We start from the raw sequence: 21263 nt of genomic DNA, 5'->3' as shown, positions 1-21263 counted from the left end.
CGGTGGCTCCCACCCAGGCAGGCGCTGGCCCCCAACGGCAATATCAATGGTTCCCAATGGCAATAATGGGTGGCACCCAACACGCCAAATATTCATCTGACGTTTGGTTAGGGAGCTTGGAGGCGAATAGAGGAAAATTTGGACGATACCGGTCTTCTACTCACTTGCTGGAGACCAACTCGGAAGCCATTTGCTGTGCACCAAAAGAAGTTGGTGGACATGATTGTGACTAAGAAATACATGCACTGGATTCCAGCCTTGGAAACACGCGGATGTCTTCAAAGTCCAGAAAATTTGAAGTATGTGTTCGTCTGGGCTCGTCACACGCAGTTTGCTTAGTACCAGACTTAAAGTGCCTCGAAACCCTAGAGATGCGAGACGTCTCACCGGCTGCAAGTCAATCGGCCGAGGTGTGCTTCAAGTTCAGCAGGATCACAGCGACTTGCTTCCAAGTATTTTCTCGTAACTATGTCTCGAAACCGTTGACCTAAATTAGTGGGTTCACTATTAGTTATGAAACACATCTGAGTGACCAGTGCCGGCTACTGATCCGTTTTCCTTGTTCCGCGGCGGTTCTGGCCGTACACCGGCGATTTGGTACCGCATAATCCGTTGAATCATTATTGGATAGGCGTGTACTAAAACCCCGGCCAAAAGCACCAACACGGCTCCGCGCGGGTACGAATCCGCTGCCGCGATGATCGCTACCACCACAGTCGCGGCAAGACCGATCCCGTGACCTGTTTCTGAAAGCTCAGTGCCACGCAAGAACTGCCGCGGAGCGATAGTGCCATCGCTTTGTCCGCGCATCCTACCGATGACCGCATTCCAGCCCACGCTAGTGAGAAATCGGGACAGCTGCCCTGCCCCTAAGAACCCGAAAATTTTTCGCTCAATAGAGGCAACTTGATAGCGTGGCCGGGCAACATCTACAAGAAGCGGTCCGAAAAGTAGCCCGGTAAACATGAAACCTAACTGGACGACGACCGCATAAACCAGATGGTCAGGGCCGATAGCTGACCACCCCGTGACAGCTATTGCACAACCAACGAGCAGACCGATAACCGGTCCGCACCAACGCTGACATACACGCTTCACCACCTTGCTACCGTTCCATGGAAAAGGTATCCGAAGTCATCTGTACTCCCCCAGTCAGCTGAACAGTGACTCATTCTGCCATCTCGCCGGCGCGTTTGATGGCGCGGTAGACCGTGGAGTGGAACGGGCGACTCCGAAGAGCTCGGCAATTTCAGCCGTCGTATGTGTTCCAGCCCGGTGGATGGAAACTAGGTGGGCTTCCTGCATTGTGGAAAGTTTGGGCTGCTTTCCGCGCAGCTTGCCCTTTGCTTTCGCGACAGCCATGCCCTCACGGGTTCGTGCCCTGATCAGGTCTGCCTCAAATTCGGCCACCATAGCAAGAACATTGAAAAGGAGTCTACCTACAGGGTCAGTGGGGTCATGAACAGAACTGCCAATGCTGAGCTTGACCTCGCGCCGGGTGAGTTCATCAACGATGTCCTTCGCATCGCGCAGCGACCTGGCTAGGCGGTCGAGCTTGGTCACGACCAGGGTGTCCCCTCCCCTGCAGGCTGCCAGTGCTTGGTCCAGCCCTGGCCGCGCCCGATTCGCACCAGTGAGACCCTGATCAGTGAACGTCTTCTCCGGTGACACCCCCAAGGCAAGCAACGCATGTTTTTGAGCGGTGAGGTCTTGGTCATTGGTGGATACACGCGCATATCCGATCAGCATTCCGGTCATGGTTTTGAGCGTACCGGTTAGGCCCCGCCCCATCACCGGTCACTTCATCGGACGGGTCTTACGGGACGTTGGTGGGCCAGGCTTCGCAAGGACGCAGGTCAGGAGCATGTGTGACCGGTCAGGGACCCCCTTACGGAACTGTCCGGAATGCCTTTCCGGACGGGCCCCTGAAGGGACGATGCAACGGCTGAGGCAGATAAGAAGGAGCGCTTGCGGGCTCATTCAAAGCACTCGCTAGCGGCGGTCCGGGAAGTCGCCCTCGTAGTCGTTCCATGTGCCAGCCAGCCCCTGCATTGCCCAAAGTTGTTTCTCCACCGGGGCATCCTTGCCAGCGAAGTCCATCACGATGTAGTTGACAACGAACCCATCTTTCACCGTCGACCCATACTCTTCAGCACTCTTTCGGCTTTCAAACCGGAAATAGTTTGCCTCGGCGGTACTATACGCCTCAACGCAATCGAGCGGGGATGCACACGCCGTTTCTGAGATGTCTTCCGCCTGCGTCGTGACATCGGGTCCGTCATGCTCGGAGTTCACCACATCATGCAGTGTCAGGTTACGTTGCGGATCGAATAGGGAGCACCCGGCCAATGTCGGCATTGAGAATAGAAGGGTAAGGACAATGGCAGAAATTGGGCGTGAATTCATTCTTTTACCCTCTCAGCCTGCGAAGAGCAAAACGCCATACTTAGGGATGATTCCGTCTAACTTTAAGACAGTCCGCAGAAGGTTCCCCCTGCGGGCATGGGGAGCGCTGTGCAAACGTCTTCTGAAATTCTGTGTAGAGCACGTCTGATAAAACGGACTAGTGAACACGACTCCTGTTATTTGTGCACTCGTCTTCTGAAAATGACACTCGCCGAGATCGGCGGCCTGCCCGAAATGCTGGCCCATGTCAGGCAGGAACGCTCGGTGATATCGAAAAGCGAGCGATGTGCTGGTGGCGAGCTTGCCAGCTGGTGATGGCAGGCACAGCCGTCAGCCCGTGGCAATGCCATGGGCTACTCGGCGTCCAGGCTCACGTCGCCTCAAGTCCGTGCACGCTCCAGTCCGCGCAGTTCACGACCTGCCCGCCTTCAGCCGTGATCAGGATCAACGTCCTGCCTCCGCGCATCGTCGCCGTACCGCTGACGCGGAGGTCCCAGGGACGTCGCTCCAGAACCTCCCCGTTGTTGTTGAACCGGAACAGGGAGTTCTTCCCCTCGGGTGGCTCGTGGACCGCGACCCAGGTGTTCGTCACCGGGTCGTGGAGGACATGTCGGAAGTTCTCAGCCATCCTCGCTCGTTCTCGCCCGTCGGAGTCGAGAATGTGTAAGGGCCCGTCCACCTCGGTAACCACCAGATGCTCCCGTCGCTGGCCGCGCACCAAGCCATGTTCAGTCCGGTCGCAATTCGGGACCCCAGCGGATCCAGCGAACGATCCAGCAGGCGGCACCTACTGCAAGCGAGAGGTCCGAAGTCAGCGCGATCATCCTCAACACCCCGCGCAGGGAACGCACTTCCTCCCCGGTCGCTGCCTCCAGCACGCGAGTGGCCCTGCGGAGGTGAGTGACGACTACACGACCTCCAGTCAGCGCGGTCACGGCCTCTATGTTCGTGCGGCTGCGGTCCTGCCACAGCCGCTGTCCCGTTAACTCGTATCCGCACACGCCGTGGCGCTCCCACGCGCCGGCCACCACCACGGGGTGCTCACCGGGCACCAGTGCCCCCCCGCCAGCCGCCACCGGAGTCCCAGACCGTCGCGAACGTGGCGCAACGCGCACCGCGCACCAGCGACCACACGTCCACGACTCCCTTGGGCTGGGCGGTGACCAGCAGGTCCTCTTCCCACGGTGGTGCGGCCACATCGCGAAGGTCAATCACCACGGAGCGCCCCCTACGAGCTCATCAAATATCATGCCGAGGACTCTGCCAGTGGATACGATAGCGGCCAAGCCCACGGAGGTGGCGTACGACGTTCCCATGCGGGCTGTTGACGGCCATGCTGGACCTGTGAAGAAGACCAGACGGGTGCGCCAGCAGCTATATCCTGACGTGATGACAGAAAATCAGAAGTTCATGGTCATTGCTGGTGCCGTGGTTGTGCTGTTTGTTGCCGTCGTCGTGGTTTTGGCTTCTGGATCTTTGGCTCCCATTTTCGATCCGGATCCAGAGGCCTCATTCCAGAGATTTCTGACAAGGGACTAACTCCCTTGCGGACAACGCCTATCTGTTGGGCCGTCAGAAATGCTTGAAACGCGGAATATGTCCGGTCAAGGTTCCCGTTATGGAACGAACACGCATTGGACTTGTCATGTACTAGGACCACTGGTGCCCTTGCCTCGTTCTCGCAAGTAATCGTCGCGCTGGCCGCGAACAACTCGGACCAGCAGTAAGACACCGATAACGACCGCCAGGCCTTGAAAGCCAACCGCCACCCATGGCCAAGGCTCTACACCGTTAAGAAATATCTTTAGCGCAAGGCTGATTACCATCAACCCAAGAGCGACGAAACCCAATATTGCAATGGTGCGTTTCTTTGGAACATGCGTCATGCCTCACTGTAACCTCTGCCATTCCACTGAACGTTTCATGAACAGGCACCCCTGGCCCAGGTCTTCGCCGGCTGCGATTATGTATTCATGATGATCGTGGAAGAAATCTTACTCGCGGCATGGCCTGTGCTCGAGGCGATTCTGACTCCGGATGAGCTCGAGCGCACCCATTTGGATGTGGTGACGGCGAAGGGCGAGCCGGTCACGTCATCAACGATCGTCAGTGAGGACTTGCTTCTTCGGGTCTTCGTGTTTGACGAGAAAATGGGGTTCTGGCTTTATCCGCCCGAAAGCACAGACGGATTCACGGCACGTCTGCGCAGCGAATTCCAGGATTTCGTTGCGGAGAGTGGGTTCGGTTGGGGAGAACTTCGCGGATAGTGTCCCGGTAATGGTTGGGTATCTGGGGTGGTCAGCATCTAGCGGACCATCCAATCACGTATATTTTGGCCGCTAACCCCTAACCCCGGAAGGACGGGGACGGCGCCAACAAAAAAGGTCCGAAATCTTTCGATTCCGGACCTTTTACTGGCGGAGGATGGGGGATTTGAACCCCCGAGGGCGTTAACCCAACACGCGTTCCAGGCGTGCGCCATAGGCCGCTAGGCGAATCCTCCAGCTTGCCGTGCAGAACACGGCAGGTTCAAGAGTACCTGACAAAGTGTCCAACGCACGAATCGAACCATTCCTGCCGCGTGACGAGGAGTTTTAACGCTGCATTTTGGGCATTAAACAAGGGCAACAGGGCCCCGTTCAAGCCCCATTGCCCTTGCTTCCCCATGAGGTCATTGCGGAAGGCAGAGACGAACAAAAGGAGTGGACATGCAATGTCCGCATGCTGCAGTTGGCGGTGCTCCCGCCGCCGCATCCAGCATGTGCCCTACGTTACACAGCCTTGGGCCAGTACGGCCCAGACGGCGGCACATTCCGCCGTTTCCGGCCCAAAACTATCCATTTGGCCAATGCCTGCCGGCCGAAAACTCACGCGGGGACAGCTCCGCGCTCCCGGCGGCACCTTCCACCAGCCACCTGAGCCCCTTGCATTGGCCCTGTTCCACAGTGCAGCAAAAGCTGGTGGGCGACGCCGGAAGATGGGTCGAGCCACGGGCTGGATTGCATCTGATCCAGCGGCGCAGGAACCCATGCCTTGGTGGTCGATAACCGGTAGAGTGCCGAACAAGGCACCCATTGCAAAGTAGAGGCGGCATGATGGACAAGCACCATGAGGTTTTGATCATTGGCGGCGGCAATGCCGGGGTCTCTTTGGCGGCCCGGCTGCTGCGTAAAAGCAAAATTGATGTGGCAGTCATTGAGCCAAAATCCGTACATTATTACCAGCCGCTGTACTCCCATGTGGCTGGCGGTGCGGCACGGATGAGTGAAACCACCCGCTCGCAGAAATCGGTGATGCCCAGGAACGCCCACTGGATCCAGGACCGTGTCACGGACATCCTGCCGGCCGAAAACCTGGTCACGCTCTCCGATGGTTCGCGCCTGGGCTATGGCCAGCTGGTGGTGTGCCCCGGACTGCAGCTGGACTTTGATGCCGTGCCCGGACTGCCCGAGGCGATGGACGGCGTCCACGGCACCTCCGATTATGCCCACGACATGGTGGTCGGCACTTGGGAGCTGATCCAGAAGATGACGTCGGGCACAGTGGTCTTCACGCAGCCCCCCGGCGCAGCCAAATGTTCCGGCGCCGCACAGAAGGTGGCCTACATGGCCTGCGACTACTGGAGCAGCCAGGGTGTGTTGCAGGATCTGGAGGTCCACCTGGTGGTCCCCTCCCCCACAGTCTTTGGCATGCCCGAGGTGGATGCGGAATTGAACCGTAAGATTGCCGAATATGGAATCACCCTGCACACGGGAACCACGCTGCAGTCAGTGGATTCCACCCGCCGGATCATCACCCTTCACGGCCCGGCGGGCCAGAGCACGCTGAACTACGATCTGCTGCACGCAGTCCCGCCGCAGTCAGCTCCCCAGTGGCTGAAAAACACCTCGTTGCCGGCCCCCGGCGATGCTGGCGGCTTTGTTGAAGTTGATGGCGGGACACTGCGCCACCCCAGATACCCCAATGTCTGGTCGCTCGGGGACGCCGCCGGCACCGACAATTCCAAATCCGGCGGAGCCCTAAGGAAACAGACCAAGATTGTCGCCCAGAACCTGCTGGCCGTGCGCGGCGGTGGCGAACCCACCGGGCATTACGACGGATATTCCGTATGCCCCTTCACGCTGACCCGCGGGACAGCGTTCTTCGCCGAGTTCGGCACCCAATACCAACCCATGAAGTCCTTCCCCGTGGCACGCATGGCCAAGGAACGGCGTTGGCAGTGGATTGTGGACCGTTGGATTTTTCCGCAGATTTACTGGAACTTGATCCTCAAGGGCCGCGCTTGACGCACCGCGAGGACCCTTCACAGCCGCAGGGCCCGTCCTAGCCGCGCGGGGGCAAAGCCACGCCTGCGCACCTAGGGGGCGCACCTGGTCACAAGCCAAGAATGCGGCCGGCCGCAGCTTCCAGGGCACCGGGGATCAAGGAATAATACGCCCACGTGCCGCGCTTTTGCCTCGTTAGAAAGCCAGCGTCAACCAGGATTTTCAAATGGTGGGACACTGTGGGCTGGCCCAACCCCAACAGGCCGGTGAGGTCACACACACAGGCTTCACCGCCGTCGCCCGCCTTCACAATGGAGAGCAGGCGCAGTCGGTTGGGATCGGCCAGGGCCTTGAGGACCCGGGCCGAATCCAATGCATCGACGGCATCAAATCCCGCTGGATCACTGGGCCCGCTGCGCAGTGTCACGGCAGGAGCTGGAGGGGGCAGTGCAGGCATCATGTAACCATTATGCCCCTACATTGACAGTCATCGATATAGTTCCGCATACTATATATCGACAACCATCAATATTATGCCCCGTTGGCAAGGAGCTGCATGAGCATCAAAACCACCACACCCGCTGCCATGGGGCCGGCATCCAATGGGGGCAGGCTCTCCACTCTGGACAGCTTCCTGCCGCTGTGGATCATTGCTGCCATGGCTGCCGGACTCCTGCTGGGAAGACTTGTCCCCGGGTTGAACACCGCACTGGAAGCCGTGCAGATCGGTTCCATTTCCTTGCCCATTGCCATCGGCCTGCTGGTCATGATGTATCCGGTTTTAGCAAAGGTGCGCTACAACGAAACGCGCCGCGTTTTGGCGGACCGCAGGTTGATGGCCACCTCATTGATCCTGAACTGGGTGGCCGCCCCGGCATTCATGTTTGCCTTGGCGTGGATCTTCGTGCCGGATCTGCCCGAGTACCGGACGGGTTTGATCATTGTGGGGCTGGCGCGCTGCATTGCCATGGTCATGATCTGGAACGACTTGGCCTGCGGTGACCGCGAAGCCGCCACGGTGCTGGTGCTCATCAACTCCGTGTTCCAGGTCTTCACCTTCGGGGTCCTGGGCTGGTTTTACCTGCAGCTGCTGCCTGCCTGGCTGGGACTGCCCACCACCTCGGCGGACTTCTCCTTCTGGACCATCACGGCCTCCGTGCTGATCTTTTTGGGGCTTCCCCTGCTGGCAGGTTTTTTGACCCGCACGATTGGCGAGAAAGCCAAGGGGCGGCAATGGTATGAAAGCAAGTTCCTGCCCAAGTTGGGACCATGGGCACTTTACGGCCTGCTGTTCACCATTGTGCTGTTGTTCGCACTGCAGGGCGATTCCATTACTTCCAAGCCGCTGGACGTGGCCCGCATAGCGTTGCCCTTGCTCGTATATTTCGTGGTGGTTTTCGCCGCAGGCATGGCCATTGGACGGGCCCTCAACCTCGGCTACGCCAAGACCACCACACTGGCTTTCACGGCCTCGGGCAATAACTTTGAGCTCGCCATTGCCGTGGCAATTGGCACCTTCGGCGTCACCAGCGGCCAGGCCTTGGCCGGGGTGGTGGGTCCCCTCATTGAAGTGCCCGTCCTTGTGGCCCTGGTTTATGCAGCCCTATGGGCCCGCACACGTTTCTTCACCCACTAACTGTTTATGGAGCACATACTTATGAACACCGCCAAAAAACCGTCAGTTTTGTTCGTCTGCGTCCACAACGCCGGACGCTCCCAAATGGCCGCCGCCTACCTGCACGCCCTCTCCCACGGTGCCATTGAGGTCCGCTCCGCCGGTTCCGCTCCGGCCGATGCGGTCAATCCAGCCGCCGTGGCAGCCATGGCCGAGGAAGGCATCGACCTCTCGGCCGAGGTACCGAAGGTGCTCACCACCGCCGCGGTGCGGGAGTCCGACGTCGTCATCACCATGGGCTGCGGCGACAGCTGCCCCATCTTCCCCGGCAAACGCTACGAAGACTGGGAGCTTGCGGACCCCGCAGGGCAGGGCGTGGACGCGGTGCGCCCCATCCGGGACGACATCAAAGCGCGCATCCAAGCACTCATTGCCGACCTCCTCCCCCGCTAAGGAAAGCTCTTCCATGACTGAAACAGCCGGATCCGGGCACCGTAAACTTCCGGTCGCCATCATTGGCGCAGGGCCCATTGGCTTGGCAACAGCTGCGAACTTGATCGAACGTGGAATTACCCCGCTCATTTTTGAACGGGGCAGCGAAGCCGGCGCCGCCATCCGTCAATGGGGCCACATCCGCCTGTTCTCATCCTGGCAGCACAATATTGATCCGGTCTCGCGGCGCCTGCTCGAGTGCACCTCCTGGGAGGAACCCCGGCTGACGTCCCTGCCCTACGGTGCCGAACTTGTGGACAAGTACCTGGCTCCGCTGGCAGCGGTCCCCGCCATCAAGGCGGCCCTGCAGACTTCCGCAACTGTCACCGCCGTAAGTCGGGTGGGCATGGACAAAACCCACTCCCTCGGCCGCGGGCAGCAGCCCTTTATGGTCCGCGTGCAATCCACCAATGGCACAGTGGTGGACCATCACGTGCGCGCCGTGGTGGATGCCTCGGGAACATGGGGCCAACCCAATCCACTGGGCCAATCCGGCCTGGCAGCCGCCGGTGAAAGTGCAGCCCGCAGCGCCGGGCTGATTACCCGGGTGCTGCCTGACATTACTGGCGCGGACCGTGCCCAATTTCTTGGCAAACATGTGCTGGTTGTTGGAGCCGGACATTCGGCTGCCAACACCCTGCTGGCGCTGGGACAGCTGGCCAAGAACGAGCCCGGCACCCGCATCAGCTGGGCTGTCCGCGGCCCGGACACAACCCGCCTCTACGGTGGCGGGGATTTGGACGGCTTGCCGGCCCGCGGCCAATTGGGCGCGCGGCTGCGCGGATTGGTGGAGGACGGGTACGTGCAGCTGCACACTTCCTTCCCCATCGCCTCCTTCTCCCAGGGAGGTGGTGCGGACGGGGGCTTGACCGTGACAGGTGGATGCCCCGGCGGGGACATCAGCCTGGGAGTGGATTATTTGATCCCTGCCACCGGATTCCGCCCGGACCTGGAGATGCTGCGCGAGGTCCGTTTGGAACTTGACCCCGGCGTGGAAGCCCCACGGGATCTCGGGCCCCTCATTGACCCTGCATTCCATTCCTGCGGCACAGTCCCCGCCCATGGCGCCGCGGTGCTGGCCCACCCGGAACAGGACTTTTATATTGCCGGAATGAAATCCTACGGCCGCGCACCCACCTTCCTGCTCGCCACCGGCTACGAACAGGTCCGCTCCATTGTGGCCGCCCTGGCTGGGGACCACGAGGAAGCTGCGCAGCTGAATCTGGAGCTGCCCGCCACATCTGTCTGTTCCACTGATCCGCGCCGTGGCGCCGATTCCCTGCACGGCCGCACCGGGACCAGGATCTAGGGAGGAAGCTGGCTGCGGGGCGCTGCAAAGCGTGGATTCGCCCGCACCGCCGCCGTCGGGTAAGCTGATTCCCGGCCCCTCATGTGGCGTCACCCTGTGAACTCCCCCAGGACCGGAAGGTAGCAAGGGTAAGCGGGCTCTGGCGGGTGCATGGGGGGTCTTTACTTATCCCCAGACAGGCCGGAACTGCTGCATCAGCGCGGCATTTTGTCAGGCGGATTAGATAGGGTTTGAACTGTGAGCGCACCAACAGCCCTGTACCGCCGGTACCGCCCGGATTCCTTTGCCCAGGTCATTGGCCAGGAACACGTCACAGCACCGCTGATGACGGCCCTGGACAAGAACCGCGTCAACCACGCCTACCTTTTCTCCGGCCCCCGCGGCTGCGGGAAAACCACGTCGGCGCGGATCCTTGCCCGTTGCCTGAACTGCGCCAAAGGCCCCACCTCGCACCCCTGCGGCGAATGCGAAAGCTGTGTTGAGCTGGCCCGCGGCGGCGCCGGTTCCCTGGACGTCATTGAAATTGACGCTGCCAGCCACGGCGGCGTGGACGACGCCCGTGACCTGCGCGAACGCGCCACCTTCGCCCCCATCCGGGACCGCTACAAGATCTTCATCATTGACGAGGCCCACATGGTCACCTCGGCAGGCTTCAATGCGCTGTTGAAGATTGTGGAGGAACCGCCGGAGCACATCAAGTTCATCTTCGCCACCACGGAGCCGGACAAGGTCATTGGCACCATCCGCTCACGCACCCACCACTACCCCTTCCGGCTGGTGCCGCCCGAGCCGCTCATGGCTTATTTGGCACAGCTGTGTGAACAAGAGAAGGTGGCGGTGGCTCCGGGCGTGCTGTCGCTGGTGGTCCGTGCAGGCGGTGGCTCCGTCCGCGATTCACTGTCCGTCTTGGACCAGCTGATGGCTGGTGCCGGTGCATCCGGCCTGAACTATGACCTGGCCGTCGAACTGCTGGGCTACACCCACGCCTCCCTGCTGGATGACGTGGTGGACGCCTTGGCGGCCAACGACTCGGCCACGGTGTTTAAGTCCGTGGACCGGGTCATCCAGACAGGGCATGATCCCCGGCGCTTCGTGGAAGACCTGCTGGAGCGCTTCCGCGACCTGATCATTGTCCAGGCCATGCCGGAAAGCGCCCACGCCATTTTGCGCGGCACCCCGGATGAGCTCATTGCCCGCATGCAGACGCAGGCCGCCCAGCTGGGCCCGGCCGAACTGTCCCGTGCAGCGGACGTCACCAATGCCGCGTTCAATGAAATGACGGGAGCCACCTCCCCGCGCCTGCACCTGGAACTGCTGGGTGCGCGGCTGCTGCTTCCCGGCGCCGATGCCTCCCTGCGCGGTCTCGCCACCCGCCTGGATCAGCTGGAGCGACGCCTGAACTACGGTGGCGGCTCGGCCGCAGCAGCCGTTGGCGCACCCGCGGCTCCGGGCGCTGATGCCGTCCCCGCCGCCGTCCCCGCCGCCGTCCCCGCCGCCGTCCCCGCCGCCGGGTCCATCGATGCCCCGGCGGGGGAAGCCCACGCCGCTGATCCCGCCGCCGGCACCGCCAAGGCCGGATTGGCTGCCGTCCGAGCCGAACTGGCCCGCGCCCGGGAAGCAGCCGGGGCCGAAATCGCGGCCCGCCACACCGCTGAGGGTCCGGCCACCCCCTGCGCCACACCAGCCATACCAGCCACACCAGCGCCGGCAGATGTCCCGGCCGGCGCACCTGCGCCTGTTTCGCAGGAACACCCGCCGCAGTCTGTTGAGCAGCCGCGCCAGCAAACGCCGGCCCCCGCTCCGTCGCAGCCCGCCCCATCACAGCCCAGCCAGCCCCAGCCGCCGCAGCCTGCGCAGCCCGAGCCTGCCGCCGGTTCCACGTCCGGCATTGAGATGATCCGGCGGGCGTGGCCGGAAATTTTGGGGGCCTTGCGAAGCATCCGCATGGCGTCCTGGGTCATTGTGAACCAAAACGTGGTGCCACAGACCTTTGATGGCCAGGAGCTGCGGGTGGGGCTGCCGTCGTCGGGCCTCATTGCCACGTTCCGGGACAGCGGCCACCTGGAGAACCTGCAACAGGCCATTAAGACTGTTTTGGGCATCTCCATCCAAATCCACCCCGCCGACGGTGAAGCCCCGAAGGCGAGCGCTGAGCCAAACCCAAAAGTTCCCGCTGGTGACTCCCGGCTGCCGCAACAAAAAGTAGGCGTCGGCACGCCGGACACCACACAGAGGCCCTCCCTTGCCGCCGCGGCCCAGGACTCGTGGGGGCTGCCCCACCCGCAGCCGGCACCCCCGGCGGGCCCGGCGCCGGCAGCAGCCGCATCCCCAACGCCGGCGCAGGCCGGGGCAGCGCAGGAGCAGGCATCGCGGCCAGTCCCTCCGCGCCAGGAGCCATGGGAGGGCCCCACCGAGCCCAGCGACTATTGGGGCGAACCCGAAACTGACGGACATCCGCCCACTGATCCCTGGGCTGAAGCGGACCATCCTGCCGCGGAACAGCATTCACCCGCGCCGGACGCCGGCGAAGCTCCCGCTCCCGCAGCGCCGCAAGCCGTCCCGGCAGCTGCGCCCTACACGCCTCCCAAGGTCTCGCCCATTTCCGCGTGGACCACGGGATGGGACACGCCCAGCGCTCCCCCGGCAGCGGCTGCCACCCCCGTTGAGCCGGAAACGCCGCGGCGCAGCACATTGCTGGCTGAACAGGTGGCGAACAACACCGCCCGGAACACCTCAGGCGGGTCCGCCCAGGAATGGGGCGGTTCCCTCGAAAACGGGCAACAGCCGCGCATCAGCGATCCCGGTTGGGGCAGCATGGCCACTGCCCCGGACTGGGCGCAGACGGCACCGGCCACGGCCGCCGCAACCCAGCCGCCGGGGGCCGCCACGGACCCCGGGCATCCCCAAAGCCTTGCTGGTCCGGTACAGGGGCAGGACCTGGAAAATGATGCCCCGGCTGCCCCGGAGGCCTTGAGCATGTACCAGCGTTTGGCCAACAGCCCGGCAGCCCAGGCGGGCCGGGTGGAACCGGCCGGCGCAGCCGTGCAGCACACCGAGGACGTACCCAGCCCCGACGACGTCACCATTGAAGAGTCGGGCGTGGTGGGACAAGCAGCCGTGGAGCGTATTCTAGGCGGAGTGCTGGTGGAGGAACGCCCGCTGACGCTGCCCAACTAGCGCAGCCCCACCCCCGATTTTTTATTAGCAGACAAGAGGCATTGTGTACGAGGGAGCAGTTCAAGAACTCATTGACGAGCTGGGGCGCCTGCCCGGAATTGGGCCAAAATCGGCCCAGCGGCTCGCCTTCCATATTTTGGAGGCCGACAATGAGGACATGTTGCGTTTGGTTGGTGCCATCACCACCGTGAAGGAGCGTGTGAAGTTCTGCACCGTGTGTGGCAACGTCACGGAGTCCGAGCGCTGCAACATTTGCCGTGACGACCGCCGGGACCCCACCATCATTTGCGTGGTGGAGGAGTCCAAGGACGTGCTGGCCGTGGAGCGCACCCGCGCCTTCCGTGGGCGTTACCACGTGCTGGGCGGGTCCATCAACCCCATTGCCGGCATTGGCCCGGACCAGCTGCGGATCCGGGAACTGCTCACCCGCCTCAATGACGCCCAAATTCAGGAAATCATCATTGCCACGGACCCCAACCTTGAAGGCGAGGCCACGGCCACCTATTTGTCCCGCATGTTGAAGACCTTGGGCATCGCCGTCACCCGCCTGGCCTCCGGCCTGCCCGTGGGCGGCGATCTGGAGTACGCCGATGAGGTCACCCTGGGCCGTGCCTTTGAGGGCCGCCGCAACGCCCTGGGCTGACCTTAGTTGTTGCGCAGCTGCGCCAAGCGTTGCGTTGTTGCCGTCCCCGCGGTGGGGACGTACATGACAAAATGCAGATCAGGGACATCAGAGGGCACCAGGCGGTGCTGTTCGAAGGTCAGCACCCCCACTTCCGGATGCAGAAAGCTTCGTTGCCGCGAGGCGAAGTTCAGCACCACGCGGCCGGCCCAGATGCCCGCAAATTCGGCGCTGGCGTCCCGCAGCCGGGTGATTAGTTCCGTGTGCGCCGGCGAGCCCAGCCGCGGCCCCGCCTCAGCACGGAATTCGGCCACAAAGTTCCTGGACGTAATGTCCCAGTCCGGCAGCATTTGACGCAACGCAGGATCGTTGAACACCAGCCACAGGAGGTTGCGTTCTTCCGGGGGCACCTGCGCAATGCGCGAGTACAGCTTTTGGTAGGCATGGTTCCAGCCGGCAATTCCCCAGCCGGGGGTCAGGGCAAAGGCGGGAAAATCAAGGGCGTCGAGCAGGGCCTGGAGATGCGCAGGGACGGCGTCCACAACATGCGTGCCAGTAGCGGGGACCGCGCCGTGGCCACCAAGGGCCAGCACGTACGACTGCTCGGCAGGGGTCAGCCGCAGCACCCGGGCAATGGATTCCAACACCTGCCGTGAGGCATTGATGTCCCGGCCCTGCTCCAGCCAGGTGTACCAGGTGACACTCACGGCGGCGAAGGCGGCAAGCTCTTCGCGGCGCAGTCCCAATGTCCGGCTGCGGCCAATGGGCGGCAGCCCGTGGTCCGCCCGGACCAGTCCCACGCGCCGGTCCCGGAGAAACTGACCCAGCTCGCGGCGTCGTTCTTCATTCATTTGAACAAAACTAGCACTCCCACTACTAGTAGCAGCACCGTCTTTCCGCTGTGGAGCAAATGCTGGTTGACTACTCCCATGCCTCCATTACGTTCACGCACAGTCACCCACGGCCGCAACATGGCCGGCGCCCGCGCCCTCATGATGGCCTCGGGTGTTGCCAAAGCCGACATTGGCAAGCCGATCGTCGCCGTCGCCAACTCCTTCACCGAGTTCGTCCCGGGCCACACCCACCTGGCCCCCGTGGGCCGGATCGTCTCCGACGCCATCCACGAAGCCGGCGCCATTGCCCGCGAATTCAACACCATCGCCGTGGACGACGGCATCGCCATGGGCCACGGCGGCATGCTCTACTCGCTGCCCTCAAGGGACCTCATTGCCGACTCGGTGGAGTACATGGTCAACGCCCACTGCGCCGACGTGCTGGTGTGCATCTCCAACTGTGACAAGATCACCCCCGGCATGCTCATGGCCGCCCTGCGCCTGAACATCCCCACCGTGTTTGTTTCCGGCGGACCCATGGAAGCCGGCCGCGTCACCTTGACCGACGGCTCCATCCGCACCCTGGATCTGGTCAACGCGATTTCCGACGCCGTGGATGATTCCGTTTCCGACGCCGACATCAACTTGATCGAAGAAAACGCCTGCCCCACCTGCGGTTCCTGCTCCGGCATGTTCACGGCCAACTCGATGAACTGCCTCACCGAGGCCATTGGCCTGTCCCTGCCCGGCAACGGTTCGCTTTTGGCCACCCACACTGCCCGCAAGGAACTCTACGAGCGCGCCGGGGCCACCGCCGTCGCGATCGCCAAGCGCTACTACGAGGACGACGACGCCTCCGTGCTGCCGCGCAGCATCGCCAGCTTCGAGGCCTTCGACAATGCCATGGCCCTGGACATTGCCATGGGCGGATCCACCAACACGATCCTGCACCTGCTGGCCGCCGCCCAGGAAGCGGGCCTGAAGTACGATCTTGAGGACATTGACGCCAAGTCCCGCCAGGTGCCGTGCCTGGCCAAGGTGGCTCCCAACGTGGCAGGCGAGAAGACCTTCTACATGGAGGACGTGCACCGCGCCGGCGGCATCCCGGCACTGCTGGGCGAGCTGAACCGTGGCGGGCTGCTGCACCGCAATGTGAAATCAGTCCACTCCGAGGGTCTCACCGACTGGCTCGATGACTGGGACATCCGCGGCGGCAAGGCCACTCCGGCGGCTCAAGCGCTGTGGACTGCGGCCCCGGGCGGCCAGCGCTCCTCCACCGCCTTCTCACAGTCGGCCGAATGGACATCCCTGGACACCGACGCCGCCGCAGGCTGCCTGCGCGACGTTGAGCACGCCTTCTCCAAGGACGGCGGCCTGGCCGTGCTGCGCGGCAACATTGCCCTCGACGGCGCCGTGGTCAAGACCGCGGGTGTGGACGAGTCCATTTGGACGTTCGAAGGCCCGGCCGTGGTCTGTGAATCCCAGGACGAAGCCGTGGAAAAGATCCTCTCCAAGGTGGTCAAGGCCGGCGACGTGGTGGTCATCCGCTACGAAGGCCCCCGGGGCGGCCCCGGCATGCAGGAAATGCTCTACCCCACCTCCTTCCTGAAGGGGCTGAAGTTGGGCAAGGTCTGCGCGCTCATCACCGACGGGCGCTTTTCCGGCGGCACCTCGGGCCTGTCGATTGGCCATGTCTCCCCCGAGGCGGCAGCCGGCGGCACCATTGCCCTGGTCCAGGACGGCGACTTGATCCGGATCGACATTCCCAACCGTTCCTTGGAACTGCTGGTGGATGAGACGGAACTCAATGCCCGCCGCGACTTCCTGGAAGCCACCACCGGTTACCAGCCCGTGGGACGCGAACGCGAGGTTTCCGCAGCCCTGCGCGCCTACGCCTCCATGGCCACCAGCGCCGACAAGGGCGCCATCCGCCAGGTCCCGGGGGATGTGGTCCTGATGAAGGCCCCCCGCACCCAGCTCGCCGCGGGCTGATTCCCACCCCGCAGCCAGTGCCGCGGGCACCACTGCCGCACTGAATGCCCGACGGCGTTCGGCCCAGCCGGGCCGGACGCCGTCGGACTTTAAGCGCTAGGCAATCCGGGTGCCCTTGGCCAATTTGCCGGCCGGGGTGCGCAGGGCCCGCCAGCCCCCGGCGAGGATGGCTGCAGCCGCCAGCAGCTGCAGTCCCAAGCCCAGGGGCCACAGCGGCGTCTTTTGCTCCAAATACTCCGGGCTCACCTTCCCGCCCGCGCAGCTGTACGTGGTGTCCGGACCCGCCTGGGCGTACCTGGCGCCCTGGCTGATGGTCTCAAACAAAGCCGTGGGCTGGTGGTTCCCTGCCGCTGCGGCCGTTTGGGTGTAAGGAATGGCGTCCGCCACCAGCACGAACGGGTTCATGGCCAGCATCCAGGCCACCCGCTCGGACCGCGCTGCCGGTTGTTCCACCAGCGGACCAAAACAGGCGTACTGGTCATTCTCATCCGTAATGTCCGTGGGCCTGGGCACCGCCGGATACAGCTCCTGGTCCGCTTCAGCGGCACCTGGTTCCTCCTGGTACACCTCCATGCCCTGGTAGTGCATCTGGTTTGCCTGCACCGTGCCATTGCTCAGTGCCATGCCCAAGCCAAAGGCAATCAACGTGCCAAAAGCGAGCACCGCCACCGTCAAATAGGTCACCACAATGGAGAACAGCGGCCGGTTGGCCAGCGCGGAAATGCCCACCCCCAGTGCGCACACCACCCCGAGCTCAACGGCGAGCATGAGCAGGGCCACCAAAATGTATACGGGACCCAGCCCGCCTTGGGCGATGCCAAAGACCAGAAACGGCACGCTCACCACCAGGAAGGCCAGCGCGGCAATCCAGGACGCCAGGAACTTCCCCCACAGCAGCTGCCCGGGCCGCAGCAACGTCACCTGCATGATGGCCAAGGTTCCGGCTGCACGGTCGCCACTGATGGCATTGGCTGAAAACGCCGGCGCCACCAGCAGGCCAAAAAGCAGCACAAAGGCCAAAACGGCTTCAAAGATCAACGGGCCCGGGCCCGCCGCGCCGAACCCGGGGTCGACGCCGTACCCCGACTGCGCCTTCCAGCTCATCCAGCTCAGGGCCGTCACCAGCCAAATGAGTCCAAACCAAACAGCCAGCATGATGTACCAGCCCCGCGAGCGCAGCCGCTGCCGCAGCTCCATGCCCACCACCGCCACCACCGCCGTGGCGTAGCCGCCCGACCGGCCGGCCCCCGGTGCCGGAGCCCCGGGGGCCGGCACCTGCTGTGTTGTTGTCATGGCTGTTCCACCTTCATGCTCATGTACGTCTCTTCCAGGGCACCGGCGGCCGGGGCAAAGGACCACACATCCACACCGGCAGCCACCAGATCACGCAGCAGCGCCACCGCCTGCCCCTCCCCCTCCACGGTGACGTCCGCCGAAGGACGCCGGCCCGTGCCCGGTTCAAAGGCCACGCCCAGCGTTGTCAGCGCCGCAGCCAGTGCGGCGGCGTCAAGGGCGGCAATTGAATACCTGCGGCCCTGCCCCGCCGCCTGCGCCACGGACTGCGCCAGCACGGTGCGGCCCTGGTTCACGAAGACTGCACCGTCGGCGATTTCGTCCAGTTCCGCCAGCACATGCGAGGAAACCACCACCACCTTTCCCTCCGCTGCCAGCCGCCGCAGGATGCTGCGCAGCGCAATGCGCGCTCCCGGGTCCAGGCCGGAGGCGGGCTCATCAAGCAACAGCACCTGGGGATTGTGGATCAACGCGCGGGCCAGGCTCAACCGCTGCTGCTGCCCGCGTGAGAGCACGCGGGCCTGTTTTTGGGCCAGTGCGGAAAGATTCACCAGCTCCAGCAGTTCCTCCACACGCCCTGGAACCACCGCCTTGGGCAGGCGGTAGAACTTGGCCATGGTGGTCAGTATTTCCCGTGCCGTCAATGCCTCCCAGACGCCCAAGGTGTCAGGCATCCAACCAATTTGGGCCCGCGCCGCACCTGGATCCTTGACCGGATCAATCCCCAGGACGTTGATGTGGCCCTTGTCCGGGGCCAGCAGCGACGCCAGCATCAGCAACAAGGTGGTCTTGCCCGCCCCGTTGGGCCCGATCAAGGCCGTCACCTGCCCCGCCGGCGCCTGCAGGTCCATGTGCACCACGGCGTGCACTTCACCAAAGCTGCGCGCGAGCCCGGTGGCGCTGAGCCCGGAAAACGTTGCCGCGCTGGATGCTGCCCCCGGGCGCGGGGCCCCTGCCGCCGGTCCTGTTGTGCCTGGCGGTTGGAACTCGGTCATGGCAGCCTCCCTGTGGGCCGCACATGCGGCTTAGGGCCCAGCCTAGGGTGCGGCAGGCACCCGCGTCACCACTTGGCCGGCCGGACACTGATAACGTTTTGGTCCATGACGCCGGGACGCAATGGACCAACATGTGGACACTGTAATTCTGTGTTGGGAGCGGCCCGCGCTAAACTTGGCTCCACTGCCTTCCGCGCTGATGATGCCGCATTGGCCCTGCGTGGCGGCGCGGCCCGGCGCAAGGCAGCAACTTTTCTCTCCTAGTTTTGCGTTAGGTAAGCCAATGAGTGTGCACCCATGAGCCTGATTGTTCAAAAGTACGGCGGATCCTCCGTGTCGGACGCGGCGGGCATTCTGCGCGTGGCAAAGCGCGTTGTCAGCACCCAGGCCGCAGGCCATGAGGTGGTGGTGGTGGTCTCGGCCATGGGAGACACCACTGATGAACTGCTGGATCTTGCAGCCCAGGTTTCCGAGCACCCCCCGGCACGGGAACTGGACATGCTCATGACAGCCGGCGAGCGCATTTCCATGGCGCTGCTGGCCATGGCCATCAGCGGGCACGGCGGGGTGGCGCAGTCCTTCACCGGCAGCCAGGCAGGCATGATCACTGACGGCATTCACGGCAAGGCCCGCATCATTGACGTTGACCCGCACCGGGTCCGCACCGCCCTGGACAAGGGCAAGGTGGCCATTGTGGCCGGTTTCCAGGGCATGAGCCGCCAAACCAATGAAATCACCACCATGGGCCGCGGCGGCTCGGACACCACAGCCGTGGCCTTGGCCGCGGCGCTCAACGCCGACGTCTGTGAAATCTACACCGACGTGGACGGCGTCTACACCGCAGATCCACGGGTGGTTGCCAGCGCCCAGAAAATTTCCAAAATCTCCAGTGAGGAGATGCTGGAAATGGCCGCCTCCGGCGCCAAGATCCTGCACCTGCGCTGCGTGGAATACGCCCGCCGCTTCGGTCTGCCCATCCACGTGCGGTCCTCATTCAGCGAACACGAGGGGACCTGGGTGTTGCCCAGCCCCGATGACAAAATCAAAATCTCAGAGGGAGTTGCCTTGGAGCAGCCAATCATCTCCGGCGTGGCCCACGACCGGTCCGAAGGCAAAGTCACAGTTGTTGGCGTGCCGGACATCCCCGGCAAGGCCGCCATGATTTTCGGCATCATTGCCGGGGCGCACACCAACATTGACATGATCGTGCAGAACATCTCCACGCGCGGCTCCGGCAAAACAGACATCTCCTTCACCCTGCCCATGGTGGAGGGTGAGGAAGCCCTGGCCGCCCTCCGCGCCCAACAGCAGGACGTGGGCTTCGAGGAGCTCCTGTACGACGACCAGATCGGCAAGCTCTCCCTCATTGGCGCCGGCATGCGCTCCAACCCGGGGGTTTCCTACAGCTTCTTCCGGGCCCTGTCCGACGCCGGGGTGAACATTGATTTGATCTCCACCTCCGAGATCCGCATTTCAGTGGTCACCCGCGCGGATCTGCTGGACACGGCCGTCCGGGCCGTGCACCAGGCCTTTGACCTGGACAGTGACGTGGAAGCCACTGTTTATGGTGGCACCGGCCGCTGACCGCACGGCAGGCAGGAGCGGCCCCCAGCGAACCGTCGGACGTGCACGTTCCGACCGCTGCGGGTCGTTTTTCCTTTGGACGGAGCCCGGCCCTGGCTACGGCGCTTGGCCGGGCTGGTCCTTTTCCACCGCATAGTGGTGGCCCTCGGAGTCGGTGTGTTGTTCCAGTTGCGACAGCTGCTCCCTGCTGCGCCGGGCGGACTCTTCGGCACGGGGCATCTCATCGGAGTCCCCGTCGCTTTGGTCAGCCGGGCCTAAAACATGCCGCAGCTTCCCTGTCGATTGCCTGAAACTTTCGACAAACTTTTCATCCTTCGCCATTGCTTGCCCTCCTTGGGGTGCAGATCAACACGCGGTGCATTTCCTGCGAGTCTACGCAGGAAGCGGGCCAAAGGGTGCCGCCGGAATCAACGCAAGGATTGATCGTTGGGGTCCTTGGGCACCAGATAGGTGCTGCCGTCTGGACGTTTGACGGTGACAAACGCTGCCGTGGCGGCCTGCTGGGATTCCAGCAGGGCCTTGTTTTCCACTGTCATTTCATGGTCCAGGGGACTGCTGCTGGCCGGTCCGAAGAAGAACCGCAGACGGTCGGTGAACCGCATGAACCTGTGGACAAAGCGCATCTTGGGCATGGCTGGCGTTCCTTGGGGCAGGTGGCGAAAAAGCATTAAATTCATTGT

Annotated in this window: 21 protein-coding genes, 1 tRNA gene and 1 other RNA gene; 11 read left to right on the top strand and 12 right to left on the bottom strand. The window is 63.1% G+C overall.

Going from position 1 to position 21263, the window contains the following annotated elements; all coding sequences use genetic code 11:
• Positions 1-507: 507 nt before the first annotated feature.
• From ACFUCV_RS11705 to ACFUCV_RS11685, 5 genes are all read right to left on the bottom strand, one after another.
• Entirely contained in the window at positions 508-966 is a 459-nt protein-coding gene (locus ACFUCV_RS11705) for a hypothetical protein (protein WP_380815822.1), read from the bottom strand.
• A 186-nt stretch (positions 967-1152) separates the two neighbouring features.
• On the bottom strand, positions 1153-1758 hold the full coding sequence (locus tag ACFUCV_RS11700) for a recombinase family protein (RefSeq protein ID WP_380815812.1): 606 nt from the start codon (positions 1756-1758) through the stop codon (positions 1153-1155).
• A 234-nt stretch (positions 1759-1992) separates the two neighbouring features.
• Positions 1993-2406: a hypothetical protein gene (locus ACFUCV_RS11695; RefSeq protein ID WP_380815810.1), complete on the bottom strand. Its 414-nt coding sequence runs from the start codon at positions 2404-2406 to the stop codon at positions 1993-1995.
• A gap of 370 nt (positions 2407-2776) precedes the next feature.
• On the bottom strand, positions 2777-3034 hold the full coding sequence (locus ACFUCV_RS11690) for a hypothetical protein (protein WP_380815808.1): 258 nt from the start codon (positions 3032-3034) through the stop codon (positions 2777-2779).
• A 413-nt stretch (positions 3035-3447) separates the two neighbouring features.
• Positions 3448-3624, bottom strand: coding sequence for a hypothetical protein (locus tag ACFUCV_RS11685; RefSeq protein ID WP_380815806.1), 177 nt, complete (start codon positions 3622-3624; stop codon positions 3448-3450).
• 171 nt (positions 3625-3795) lie between these two features.
• On the opposite strand from ACFUCV_RS11685, the gene ACFUCV_RS11680 reads away from it, so the two are divergent.
• Positions 3796-3945: a hypothetical protein gene (locus tag ACFUCV_RS11680; protein ID WP_380815804.1), complete on the top strand. Its 150-nt coding sequence runs from the start codon at positions 3796-3798 to the stop codon at positions 3943-3945.
• Positions 3946-4379: 434 nt separating this feature from the next.
• Positions 4380-4673 carry a hypothetical protein gene (locus tag ACFUCV_RS11675; protein ID WP_380815802.1) on the top strand — a complete coding sequence of 98 codons (294 nt, stop codon included), beginning with the start codon at positions 4380-4382 and terminating at the stop codon, positions 4671-4673.
• A 148-nt stretch (positions 4674-4821) separates the two neighbouring features.
• Here ACFUCV_RS11675 and ACFUCV_RS11670 read toward each other — a convergent pair.
• Positions 4822-4909 (bottom strand) — tRNA-Ser (locus ACFUCV_RS11670).
• Positions 4910-5501: 592 nt separating this feature from the next.
• Between ACFUCV_RS11670 and ACFUCV_RS11665 the strand changes: the two genes are divergently transcribed.
• Positions 5502-6692 (top strand): NAD(P)/FAD-dependent oxidoreductase, encoded by a 1191-nt coding sequence (locus ACFUCV_RS11665; protein ID WP_380815820.1) that lies wholly within the window; start codon positions 5502-5504, stop codon positions 6690-6692.
• 88 nt (positions 6693-6780) lie between these two features.
• Here the strand turns inward: ACFUCV_RS11665 and ACFUCV_RS11660 are convergent, their stop codons facing one another.
• On the bottom strand, positions 6781-7128 hold the full coding sequence (locus ACFUCV_RS11660) for an ArsR/SmtB family transcription factor (protein WP_380815818.1): 348 nt from the start codon (positions 7126-7128) through the stop codon (positions 6781-6783).
• A 99-nt stretch (positions 7129-7227) separates the two neighbouring features.
• Between ACFUCV_RS11660 and arsB the strand changes: the two genes are divergently transcribed.
• The 6 genes from arsB to recR all read left to right on the top strand — a co-directional run bounded on the left by arsB (position 7228) and on the right by recR (position 13907).
• On the top strand, positions 7228-8307 hold the full coding sequence (gene arsB / locus ACFUCV_RS11655) for an ACR3 family arsenite efflux transporter (protein WP_380815800.1): 1080 nt from the start codon (positions 7228-7230) through the stop codon (positions 8305-8307).
• A 21-nt stretch (positions 8308-8328) separates the two neighbouring features.
• A complete protein-coding gene (locus ACFUCV_RS11650) occupies positions 8329-8739 on the top strand; it encodes an arsenate reductase ArsC (RefSeq protein ID WP_380815798.1) in 411 nt (136 codons plus the stop codon).
• 13 nt (positions 8740-8752) lie between these two features.
• Complete coding sequence (locus ACFUCV_RS11645) at positions 8753-10087, top strand: NAD(P)-binding protein (RefSeq protein WP_380815796.1); 1335 nt, start codon at positions 8753-8755, stop codon at positions 10085-10087.
• A 70-nt stretch (positions 10088-10157) separates the two neighbouring features.
• An RNA gene (gene ffs, locus ACFUCV_RS11640) (signal recognition particle sRNA small type) lies at positions 10158-10253 on the top strand.
• A gap of 71 nt (positions 10254-10324) precedes the next feature.
• Positions 10325-13264 (top strand): DNA polymerase III subunit gamma and tau, encoded by a 2940-nt coding sequence (locus ACFUCV_RS11635; RefSeq protein ID WP_380815794.1) that lies wholly within the window; start codon positions 10325-10327, stop codon positions 13262-13264.
• A gap of 43 nt (positions 13265-13307) precedes the next feature.
• Positions 13308-13907 carry a recombination mediator RecR gene (gene recR / locus ACFUCV_RS11630; protein WP_380815792.1) on the top strand — a complete coding sequence of 200 codons (600 nt, stop codon included), beginning with the start codon at positions 13308-13310 and terminating at the stop codon, positions 13905-13907.
• A gap of 2 nt (positions 13908-13909) precedes the next feature.
• On the opposite strand, the gene ACFUCV_RS11625 is transcribed toward recR, so the two are convergent.
• A complete protein-coding gene (locus tag ACFUCV_RS11625; protein ID WP_380815791.1) occupies positions 13910-14737 on the bottom strand; it encodes a helix-turn-helix transcriptional regulator in 828 nt (275 codons plus the stop codon).
• Between the two features lie 78 nt (positions 14738-14815).
• Here ACFUCV_RS11625 and ilvD point away from each other — a divergent pair, with 78 nt between their 5' ends.
• Positions 14816-16711, top strand: a complete 1896-nt coding sequence (ilvD, locus tag ACFUCV_RS11620; RefSeq protein ID WP_380815789.1) for a dihydroxy-acid dehydratase — start codon at positions 14816-14818, stop codon at positions 16709-16711.
• Between the two features lie 96 nt (positions 16712-16807).
• Here ilvD and ACFUCV_RS11615 read toward each other — a convergent pair whose 3' ends face one another.
• On the bottom strand, positions 16808-18004 hold the full coding sequence (locus ACFUCV_RS11615) for an ABC transporter permease (protein ID WP_380815786.1): 1197 nt from the start codon (positions 18002-18004) through the stop codon (positions 16808-16810).
• Complete coding sequence (locus ACFUCV_RS11610; RefSeq protein ID WP_380815784.1) at positions 18001-18999, bottom strand: ABC transporter ATP-binding protein; 999 nt, start codon at positions 18997-18999, stop codon at positions 18001-18003. The genes ACFUCV_RS11615 and ACFUCV_RS11610 overlap by 4 nt, the downstream gene beginning before the upstream one ends.
• Before the next feature lie 297 nt (positions 19000-19296).
• On the opposite strand from ACFUCV_RS11610, the gene ACFUCV_RS11605 reads away from it, so the two are divergent.
• Positions 19297-20583: an aspartate kinase gene (locus tag ACFUCV_RS11605; protein WP_380815782.1), complete on the top strand. Its 1287-nt coding sequence runs from the start codon at positions 19297-19299 to the stop codon at positions 20581-20583.
• A 96-nt stretch (positions 20584-20679) separates the two neighbouring features.
• Here ACFUCV_RS11605 and ACFUCV_RS11600 read toward each other — a convergent pair whose 3' ends face one another.
• Complete coding sequence (locus ACFUCV_RS11600; protein WP_380815779.1) at positions 20680-20904, bottom strand: hypothetical protein; 225 nt, start codon at positions 20902-20904, stop codon at positions 20680-20682.
• Between the two features lie 86 nt (positions 20905-20990).
• Complete coding sequence (locus tag ACFUCV_RS11595) at positions 20991-21215, bottom strand: hypothetical protein (protein ID WP_380815777.1); 225 nt, start codon at positions 21213-21215, stop codon at positions 20991-20993.
• Positions 21216-21263 lie beyond the last annotated feature (48 nt).

Origin of the sequence: Specibacter sp. NPDC057265, assembly GCF_042668835.1 — a bacterium.
GTDB lineage: Bacteria > Actinomycetota > Actinomycetes > Actinomycetales > Micrococcaceae > Specibacter.
This window is presented reverse-complemented; position numbering and strand designations above follow the sequence as displayed.